10 protein-coding genes are annotated in these 9,251 nt (G+C 64.5%); 7 read left to right on the plus strand and 3 right to left on the minus strand.

What is annotated here, in order from left to right; genetic code table 11:
* Nucleotides 1–36 precede the first annotated feature (36 nt).
* Nucleotides 37–1,863 (plus strand): phosphomethylpyrimidine synthase ThiC, encoded by a 1,827-nt coding sequence (gene thiC, locus MK313_RS06750; RefSeq protein WP_287780575.1) that lies wholly within the window; start codon nucleotides 37–39, stop codon nucleotides 1,861–1,863.
* An 18-nt stretch (nucleotides 1,864–1,881) separates the two neighbouring features.
* Here thiC and MK313_RS06755 read toward each other — a convergent pair whose 3' ends face one another.
* From MK313_RS06755 to MK313_RS06765, 3 genes are all read right to left on the minus strand, one after another.
* Nucleotides 1,882–2,355 (minus strand): PAS domain-containing protein, encoded by a 474-nt coding sequence (locus MK313_RS06755; protein ID WP_287780576.1) that lies wholly within the window; start codon nucleotides 2,353–2,355, stop codon nucleotides 1,882–1,884.
* A gap of 100 nt (nucleotides 2,356–2,455) precedes the next feature.
* Nucleotides 2,456–2,944, minus strand: coding sequence for a hypothetical protein (locus tag MK313_RS06760; RefSeq protein ID WP_287780577.1), 489 nt, complete (start codon nucleotides 2,942–2,944; stop codon nucleotides 2,456–2,458).
* Between the two features lie 119 nt (nucleotides 2,945–3,063).
* Nucleotides 3,064–3,726: a TetR/AcrR family transcriptional regulator gene (locus MK313_RS06765; protein ID WP_287780578.1), complete on the minus strand. Its 663-nt coding sequence runs from the start codon at nucleotides 3,724–3,726 to the stop codon at nucleotides 3,064–3,066.
* Nucleotides 3,727–3,956: 230 nt separating this feature from the next.
* Between MK313_RS06765 and MK313_RS06770 the strand changes: the two genes are divergently transcribed.
* The 6 genes from MK313_RS06770 to MK313_RS06795 all read left to right on the plus strand — a co-directional run.
* Nucleotides 3,957–4,193: a biotin/lipoyl-binding protein gene (locus MK313_RS06770; protein ID WP_287780579.1), complete on the plus strand. Its 237-nt coding sequence runs from the start codon at nucleotides 3,957–3,959 to the stop codon at nucleotides 4,191–4,193.
* Nucleotides 4,194–4,223: 30 nt separating this feature from the next.
* Nucleotides 4,224–4,988 (plus strand): HlyD family secretion protein, encoded by a 765-nt coding sequence (locus tag MK313_RS06775; RefSeq protein WP_287780580.1) that lies wholly within the window; start codon nucleotides 4,224–4,226, stop codon nucleotides 4,986–4,988.
* Nucleotides 4,985–6,541 (plus strand): DHA2 family efflux MFS transporter permease subunit, encoded by a 1,557-nt coding sequence (locus MK313_RS06780; protein ID WP_287780581.1) that lies wholly within the window; start codon nucleotides 4,985–4,987, stop codon nucleotides 6,539–6,541. The genes MK313_RS06775 and MK313_RS06780 overlap by 4 nt, the downstream gene beginning before the upstream one ends.
* A gap of 464 nt (nucleotides 6,542–7,005) precedes the next feature.
* Nucleotides 7,006–8,061 carry a TRAP transporter substrate-binding protein gene (locus MK313_RS06785; RefSeq protein ID WP_287780582.1) on the plus strand — a complete coding sequence of 352 codons (1,056 nt, stop codon included), beginning with the start codon at nucleotides 7,006–7,008 and terminating at the stop codon, nucleotides 8,059–8,061.
* Nucleotides 8,062–8,177: 116 nt separating this feature from the next.
* Nucleotides 8,178–8,771 (plus strand): TRAP transporter small permease subunit, encoded by a 594-nt coding sequence (locus MK313_RS06790; protein ID WP_008945380.1) that lies wholly within the window; start codon nucleotides 8,178–8,180, stop codon nucleotides 8,769–8,771.
* Nucleotides 8,772–8,827: 56 nt separating this feature from the next.
* Nucleotides 8,828–9,251, plus strand: a 424-nt coding sequence (locus MK313_RS06795; protein ID WP_287780583.1) for a TRAP transporter large permease subunit, incomplete at its 3' end; no start/stop codon positions are given.

Raw genomic sequence — 9,251 nt, forward strand, 5'->3', positions numbered from 1 at the left:
TCTCCCGGATCTCCTGCAACCTTGTTGGAGATCGCCATGTCATCCGCAAAGCCAGTCTCTGTCGAAGAATTTTCCGTCACCACGGGGCCGCTGCCGGCCTCGCGCAAGATTTACGTCCCCGGCACGCGCCATCCCGATATCCGGGTCGCCTTGCGCGAGATCGATCTGGAGCCGTCTTCCGGCGAGAAGCCGGTCCGCGTCTATGACGCCTCCGGCCCCTATACCGACCCCGCTGCCTCCATCGATATCGCGCGCGGCCTGCCGGCTCTGCGCCGCCCCTGGATCGAGGGCCGCGGCGATGTGGAAGCCTATGACGGCCGCGATATAAGGCCGGAGGATGATGGGCTGAAGCAGGGCGAACAGCGCAAGGTGGCGATGTTCGACCGGTCAGGCATCCGGCCGCTGCGCGGCAAGCCGGGCAGGGCGGTGACCCAGCTGGCCTATGCCCGTGCCGGCATCGTCACGCCGGAGATGGAATATGTCGCCATCCGGGAGAATCTGGGCCGGGAGCGGCTGAAGGAGCGGTTCGAGCGCGATGGCGAGAGTTTCGGCGCCGCCATCCCCGATTATGTGACGCCGGAATTCGTGCGCGACGAGGTGGCGCGCGGCCGCGCCATCATTCCGGCCAACATCAACCACCCGGAGGCCGAGCCGATGATCATCGGCCGCAACTTCCTGGTGAAGATCAACGCCAATATCGGCAATTCCGCCGTCTCCTCTTCGGTCGCGGAGGAGGTGGACAAGATGGTCTGGGCGATCCGCTGGGGCGCGGACACGGTGATGGACCTGTCCACCGGGCGCAACATCCACACCACGCGGGAATGGATCCTGCGCAATTCCCCGGTGCCCATCGGCACGGTGCCGATCTATCAGGCGCTGGAGAAGGTCGGCGGCAAGGCGGAAGACCTCAGCTGGGAGATTTTCCGCGACACGCTGATCGAGCAGGCCGAGCAGGGCGTGGATTACTTCACCATCCATGCCGGGGTGCGGCTGGCCTATATCCCGCTGACCGCGAAGCGTGTGACCGGCATCGTCAGCCGCGGCGGCTCGATCCTCGCCAAATGGTGCCTGGCTCATCACAAGGAGAATTTCCTCTACACGCATTTCGCGGAAATCTGCGAGATCATGAAGGCCTATGACGTGTCCTTCTCGCTGGGCGACGGCCTGCGCCCCGGCTCCATCGCCGATGCCAACGATGCTGCCCAGTTCGCCGAGCTGGAGACGCTGGGCGAGCTGACGAAGATCGCCTGGAAGCATGATGTGCAGGTGATGATCGAGGGGCCCGGCCATGTGCCGATGCACAAGATCAAGGCCAACATGGACAAGCAGCTTTCGGTCTGCGGCGAGGCGCCGTTCTATACGCTTGGCCCGCTGACCACCGATATCGCGCCGGGCTATGACCACATCACCAGCGGCATTGGGGCAGCGATGATCGGCTGGTTCGGCACGGCGATGCTGTGCTATGTGACGCCCAAGGAGCATCTGGGCCTGCCCGACCGCGACGATGTGAAGGTCGGCGTCATCACCTACAAGCTGGCCGCCCATGCCGCCGACCTCGCCAAGGGCCATCCGGCGGCGCAGGTGCGGGACGATGCGCTGTCCCGCGCGCGCTTCGAGTTCCGCTGGCGCGACCAGTTCAACCTGTCGCTCGACCCCGAGACGGCGGAGCAGTTCCACGACCAGACCCTGCCCGCCGAGGGGGCCAAGCTGGCGCATTTCTGCTCCATGTGCGGGCCGAAATTCTGCTCCATGAAGATCAGCCAGGAAGTCCGCGACTATGCGCAGAGCGGCATGGATGAAATGTCGAAGAGCTTCATGGAAAAGGGCGGTGATATCCTGATCGCCAAACCGGCAGCGGAATAACAGACGTCCGGGGGCGGCTCAGTTCCGGCGCGAAAGCAGCCGGGAGCCGCCCTGCGATGGCGGGTCGGCGAGGGTATAAAGCCCGACCATGACCCGATCCACGGTCACGCCGTCATCGGCCAGCGGCAGGATCACCCGGTCGAGTTCGCGCCAGGGCAGGCTGTGGTCGCTATAGTGGCGATAGACCGCCTGCCGCGTCTCCACGGCTTCCCGGTAGCAGGCCAGCACCTCGTCGCGGTAGCGCGGCGTAAGGCCCTCTTCAAGATAACGTCCGACCAGCGACAGGCCGGACAGCAGGGTGAAATGGCCGCCATGCAGGACGAAGCGGAAGCGTAGCGGATCGCGCTCCACCTCCAGCAGGCTGATATGGCCGATCCAGTCGGCAAGGTCCTCCGCCAGGAAATCATGGCGCGCGGGCAGCCGGCCGTCTTTCGACAGCCCCTGCCAGAAGCGGTGGAGCGCTGCCAGTTCCTCGTGCTGTATCGAATTCATGGTCCTTGCCGGGTCGGAATTTGGCCGTGGCTACAGGATGATCGGCAAATAATTAATAAAGTTCTAAATATTTGTTGAAGCTGGCCGTGGCGGGCGCGAATCAGGGCATATCCTCGCTGAAGGGCCGCGATGGCGTGCCCGCCATGTAGAGCCCTGTCATCAGCAGATCGACAGTATGGCCATCGCTGGCGAAGGGCAGCACCAGCCGGTCGATCCGCTTCCAGGGCTTCGAATCGTCGCGCTGGATGCGATAGACCGGCTGGCCGGTCATCGCTGCCTGGCGGTGCTGCTCCAGGATCAGCTCGCGATACTTGGTGTTCAGCGTCTCGTCGAGATAGCGGCCGGCCTGCCTGTTGCCGGTCAGCCGCGCCAGATTCTCGCCCTGCAGCCGGATGCGGAAGCGCAAGGACTCTTCCGGCCCATCGCCGCGCTCCACATCGACCATGCCGATATAGCCGATCCAGGGCCAGATATCCTCGGCCTGGAAATGCTGGCGGCCGGGCAGCAGATCAGGGGCCGGGCGCCGCGATTCCCAGAAATGATACAGGCTGCGCAGCTTGCTGTGCGCGATATCGACAGGGGCGCTCATAAGGGTGGCAATTCCTGATCCTGTTTTGCGGCAGTTTATCGGCAGGCCGCGCTGTTGACAGGATTTTGGATCAACATACTTAAGATTTTATGAAAATCCCGCTTCGCGATCCGGTCCTCTCAGGGCGTCGGATGCAGGATGAGGAAGCATGCGACGGCATGGTCCACGGCGCTGGATATCTCGGTGTCCGACATGGCCGGCTCCAGTCCCAGCACGCGCTTCAGGTGGCGCGGGCCGATCAGCATGCCGAGGAACATTTCGGTGGCGCGCGCCGGATCGTCGAGCCGGATCAGCCCCCGGTCGGCGGCGCGCTCCAGATAGCGCGCGATACGGCCGCGCGTGTTCTGTGGACCGGCGGCATAGAAGCGCCGGCCAAGGTCGGGGAAGCGCGGCGTCTCCGCCACCACGACGCGGTAGATCGCCTGGGTGTCGGGGCTCAGCAGGAAAGTGAGGAACTGCCGCCCGATCTGTGTCAGCGCGGCGCGCACCGGCAGCCCTTCCAGCGTCTCCTCCTTCAGGCTTTCGGCGATGCGCCGGCAGTTGGTCGCGACCATCGCCGCGAACAGTTCCTCCTTGCTGCCGAAATGGGCATAGACCGTGGCCTTGGAGACGCCGGCCACGCGGGCAATGGTGTCCATGCTGGTGTTGGCGAAGCCGTGGCGCAGGAATTCCGCGCGGGCGGCGGCCAGCACCTGCGCCGGCTTCGAGCCGGCGGCGGGTTCCTCCATCACACTGTCCAGCAGGACCGTCTCCACCTGATGCCCCTTCTCTATCCTTGTCATTGCCGGGCTTGACCCGGCAATCCAGGGCCGCGTTCTGAGACGATCCAAGCTGGGCACCGCCCCTGGACCCCCGGATCAAGTCCGGGGGTGACAGTTGAGTTGAACCGAATCCACGCAGTCAATATTGACGGACTATGAAGCCGGGCGTAGCGTGCGGGCAAGGATAAACTGAACCGTTCAGTTCAGTTTGGACGGGTGCAGAGAAACGGTACGGAAAAGACGGGGATGGAATGCGCAAGCTGGTGCTGATGCTGGCCCTGGCGGGATTGCTGTCGGCGGCGCTGTATGCCGGCTGGCGCTGGCAGACCGAATGGCGCTTCGTCGAGAAGACCGACAACGCCTATCTCCATGCCGATATCTCGGTCGTCAGCCCCATCGTGCCCGGCGATGTGGCCAGCGTCCCGGTGGCTGACAATCAGCGGGTCAGGGCGGGCGAGGTGCTGGTGACGCTGGTGGACAGCGATTAAGCCGCGCGTGTCGCCGAGGCGGCGGCCAATGTGGCCTCGGCCCAGGCGGCGATTGTCGGCATCGACAGCCGCTTGCTGCTGCAGCTGCCGCTGATCGAGCAGGCCGAGGCGGCGGTTGCCGGCGCCGATGCCGAGCTGAACCGCAGCCGGCGCGACTATGACCGGCTGAAGGCCTTGCGCCGCGACGATGTGGTCAGCCGCCAGCGGCTGGAGACGGCGGAGGCCGATTTCGCCAAGGCGACGGCGGCGCAGGCCAGCGCGCGGGCTGCGCTCGCGGCGGAACGCCAGCGCCTGGATGTGCTGCAGAGCGAGCGCGTGCTGGCCGAGGCTCAGGTCGAGGAGGCGCGTGCCGCCCAGACTGTCGCCGAGGTCGATCTGGCCCATACGGTGATCCGGGCGCCGGTCGATGGCGTTGTCGGCAATCGCGGCGTGCGGGTCGGTCATTATGTGCGCGCCGGCACCAACCTGATGTCCGTCGTGCCGTTGCCGGAGGTCTATCTGGTGGCGAATTTCAAGGAGACCCAGATCGGCCGCATGCGCATCGGCCAGCGTGTGCGGGTCGAGATCGACGCCTTTGCCGGCACGCCGCTGGAAGGCCGCATCGAGAGCCTGGCGCCGGCCAGCGGCTCCCAGTTCAGCCTGCTGCCGCCGGAGAATGCCAGCGGCAATTTCACCAAGGTGGTGCAGCGCCTGCCGGTCCGCATAGCGCTGCCGCCGGATAACCCGCTGCGGGAGAGGCTGCGGCCCGGCCTGTCGGCCGTGGTGTCGGTGGATATCCGCGATTCCGGGGAATGAGCAGCACGCCCGCCCCAACCCCGGCCATCGGCGACCGGCCGCCGCCGACCTTCCGCCAGAAGGCCGGCTTCTTCGCGATGATCTTCGGCATGTTCATGGCGATCCTGGACGTGCAGATCGTCGCCAGCTCGCTGGCCGATATCCAGGCGGGTCTGTCGGCCAGCCTGGAGGAGATCAGCTGGATCCAGACCTCCTACCTGATCGCCGAGGTGGTGATGATCCCGCTGTCCGGGGCGCTGGCGCGCATCCTCTCGACGCGGGTGATGTTCAGCATCGCCGCACTGGGCTTCACCATCTTCAGCTTCCTGTGCTCGCTGGCCACCAGCCTGGAGGCGATGATCGTGGCGCGCACGCTGCAGGGCTTTTTCGCCGGGGCGATGATCCCGTCGATCTTCTCCACCGCCTACACCATGTTTCCGCGCTCCAGCATGGGAAAGGTCTCGGTCGTCATCGGGCTGGTCGCCACCATGGGGCCGACCATCGGGCCGACGCTGGGCGGCTTTATCACCCAGTCGCTGGGCTGGCACTGGCTGTTCAACGTGAACATCGTCCCCGGCCTGATCATCGCCGCGACGGTGTGGAGCTGCATCGATGTGGACAAGCCGGAGCCGGCCTATCTGCGCGGGCTCGACCTGCCGGGGCTGGTGGCCCTGGCGATCTCGCTCGGCACGCTGAACTATGTGCTGGAGGAGGGGCCGCGCGAAGACTGGTTCGAGGACCAGACGATCTTCCGCCTCGCCGTGCTGTCCGCCGTCTCGGGCTGTGTGTTCTTCTGGCGCGCCTTCACCTACCGCCAGCCCATCGTGGAGTTGCGCGCCTTCGCCGACCGCAATTTCGCGCTGGGCTGCTTCTTCAGCTTCGTGGTCGGCATCGGGCTGTTCGGCTCGGTCTATCTGACGCCGCTGTTCCTCGCCCAGGTGCGCGACTACAGCGCGCTCGACATCGGCATCATCATGATGGTGACCGGTGCCTTCCAGTTTTCCGTGGCGCCGCTGGTCGGCACGCTCTCCACGCGGCTGGATCTGCGGCTGATGCTGGCGTTCGGATTCTCGCTGTTCTGCTTCGCGCTGTACCTGAACAGCTTCCTGACGGCGGAATCGAGCTATTGGGAATTCTTCGTGCCGCAGGCGGTGCGCGGCGTGTCGCTGATGTTCTGCTTCGTGCCGGTGAACCGGCTGGCGCTGGGCACGCTGCCGCCGGACAAGCTGAAGAACGGGGCGGGACTCTATAACCTGATGCGCAATCTGGGCGGCGCCATGGGGCTGGCCGTCATCAACACGCTGCTGGTGGATCGCGGCGCCCATCATCTGTCCTACCTGACCGAGAACCTGACGCTCAGCCGGCCGCAGGTGCAGGCCTATATCGACCGGCTCTCCGAACGGCTGGGGGACGGCTTATCTGGCGATCCGGAGCTGGCGGCGATGAAGATGCTGTTCCAGCTCGCCCAGCGCGAGGCGCTGGTGCTCAGCTTCAACGACTGCCTGCTGCTGATCGGCCTGACCTTCGGCGCCGCACTGGTCTTCATGCCGCTGGTGAAGAAACCACGCGACTGACGGCGCGAAAGTCGCCGGCAATCACAGACTCCGAGATGCCATTTCCCCTGTCGTCATTCCCGCACTTGTTGCGGGAATCCAGGGTTCAGTCTGTCCGACCGATGATCCAGCTAGCGGAAGTCTGGACCCCCGCAATAAATGCGGGGGTGACGGGCGGAGTAGGTGGCGGGTGCCAGGGCGACAGGCCGCATGGCCGGCATGCGCGCAGCGCGGAGAAAGCCCCGGTCCCGCGCCTTTTCGACACTTACAGACTGTAATTGTTCCAAAGAAGAAACAATCTTGCCGCGCATAGCAATTGCCGCTAGGCTCGCCTCACAATAACGAATGAGGGGGTTGCGAATATGTCAACCCTCCTGACAGGGAGCGCCCGTGCCCGGCCACCGCATTTGCCCTTGGCCGGGCACATCAAAATCAAGAAGACCAAAAACAAAACTTACAAAAACGAACTCTAGGGAGACGATGGGATGAATCTACGTAAAATCCTGAAGACCGCCACCATCGCGGGCCTTGCCTGCGGCATCCTGGCGATGGCCGCCGGCGATGCCGAGGCGCAGAAGCGCATCCGCTGGAAGATGGGCTCCACATATCCGGGCTCGCTGACCCAGCTGGGCACGCTGGCCAAGCGTGTCGATGCCCAGATCGATCTGGTGTCGGGCGGCAATATCCAGATCAAGTTCTTCGAGCCGGGCGCCCTGGTGCCGGCGCTGGAAGTGTTCGATGCGGTGGCGCAGGGGTCGGTCGATACCGCCTTCTCCACGCCGGGCTACTGGGCGGGCAAGGTGCCGGCGCTGCAGCTCTTCGCCGCCGTGCCGTTCGGCCCGAATGCTGGCGAATATCTCGCCTGGTTCTATTTCGGCGGCGGCAAGGAAATCTTCGACGACATCTACCACAAGAACGGCATCCATTCGGTGATGTGCGCCATCATCGCGCCGGAGGCCTCGGGCTGGTTCCGCAAGGAGATCAAGACCGCCGAGGATCTGAAGGGGCTGAAGATGCGTTTCTTCGGCCTGGGCGCGAAGGTGATGGAGAAGATGGGCGTCTCGACGCAGCTCCTCGCCGGCGGTGACATCTATCCGGCGCTGGAGCTGGGCACCATCGACGCCACCGAATTCTCCATGCCGGCCATCGACCTGAAGCTGGGCTTCCACCAGGTGGCCAAGCACTACTACTTCCCCGGCTGGCATCAGCAGTCCACGCTGTTCGACCTGATGATCAACAAGGCGAAGTGGGACGCGCTGGACAAGACCCAGCAGGCGCAGATCGAAGCGGTGTGCGGCGACAATATCCGCTACGGCTTCGCCGAGGGTGAGGCGATCCAGTTCGGCGCGCTGAAGGAGCTGAAGGCCAAGGGCGTGAACATCCACACCTGGCCGAAAGAAATCCTGGACCAGCTGGAGGCCGCCTGGCAGGAGGTCGCCAAGGAACAGTCCGCCGACCCGGACTTCAAGCGGGCCTGGGACTCGCTGCAGGCCTTCCGCAAGGACTACACGGCCTGGAAGGAAGTCGGCTACCTGCGGTAAGCAGCGGCTGACCTAATGACGGCGAACGGCCAGGATCGCCTATGTGATCCTGGCCGTTCTGCCCCTACCCCGCCCGCAATATCTGGCAGGCGGCAAGAGACTCTCAAGGACGGATCATGGATACCCTCATCAAGGTCAGCGACGGGCTGAACCGCTTCGTCAGCGCCATCGGCAAGCTGGCGGCCTGGCTGGCGATCCCGCTGATGCTGGTCATCATCTTCGATGTGGTGACGCGGCGCTTCTTCGTGCTTGGCTCGACCAAGCTGCAGGAGCTGGAATGGCACCTGCACGCGGTGCTGTTCCTGATGTGCTTCGCCTTCGCCTATGTGAAGGACAGCCATGTCCGCATCGAGCTGCTGCGCGAGAGTTTCAGCGGGCGTACAAGGGCCTGGATCGAGATCTTCGGGATGCTCTTCTTCCTGCTGCCCTACTGCTATGTGATCCTGTATTTCGGCTATGACTTCGTCATGCGCTCCTACCTGTCGCACGAGGTCTCCTCGGCGCTCACCGGCCTCACCCACCGCTGGATCATCAAGAGCTTCGTGCCGCTCGGCTTTGCCCTGCTGGCGCTGGCCGCGATTTCCTCGATCCTGCGCAACCTCGTCTATCTGTTCGGGCCGGACCGGCTGCGCGACCGCGCCGGGCTGCATCTCTTCTCGAACAGTGAGATGGAGATGCCGGACAAGCCCACAGCCCCGCACAGCAGCTAAGCGCCACTTCTGAACGCCTGACGACGATCACGAAACGCCGAAACGGACCCGCCTCCATGGAATTCTATATCGAAGATTATTTTCCGGTGCTGATGTTCGTGGCGCTGGCCTTCCTGCTGTTTTCCGGCCTGCCGGTCGCCATCGTGCTGGGCGGCATCGGCCTCGCCTTCGGCGGGCTGGGCGTGATCTACGACGTGTTCTCGCCCATCGAGTTCTTCAACATCATCTCGCGGGTCTATGGCGGCATCGTCGAGAGCCTGGTGCTGGTCGCCGTGCCGATGTTCATCTTCATGGGAACGATGCTGGAGAAATCCGGCGTCGCCAACGACCTGCTGCACGCGCTGCAGGTGCTGCTGCGCCGGGTACCGGGCGGACTTGCCCTGTCGGTCACGCTGATGGGTACGGTGATGGCGGCGACCACCGGCATCATCGGCGCCTCGGTGGTGATGATGACGCTGCTGGCGCTGCCGGTGATGCTGC

Origin of the sequence: Oceanibaculum sp. (assembly GCF_022449305.1) — a bacterium.
In the GTDB taxonomy this organism is placed as follows: Bacteria; Pseudomonadota; Alphaproteobacteria; order Oceanibaculales; family Oceanibaculaceae; genus Oceanibaculum; species Oceanibaculum indicum.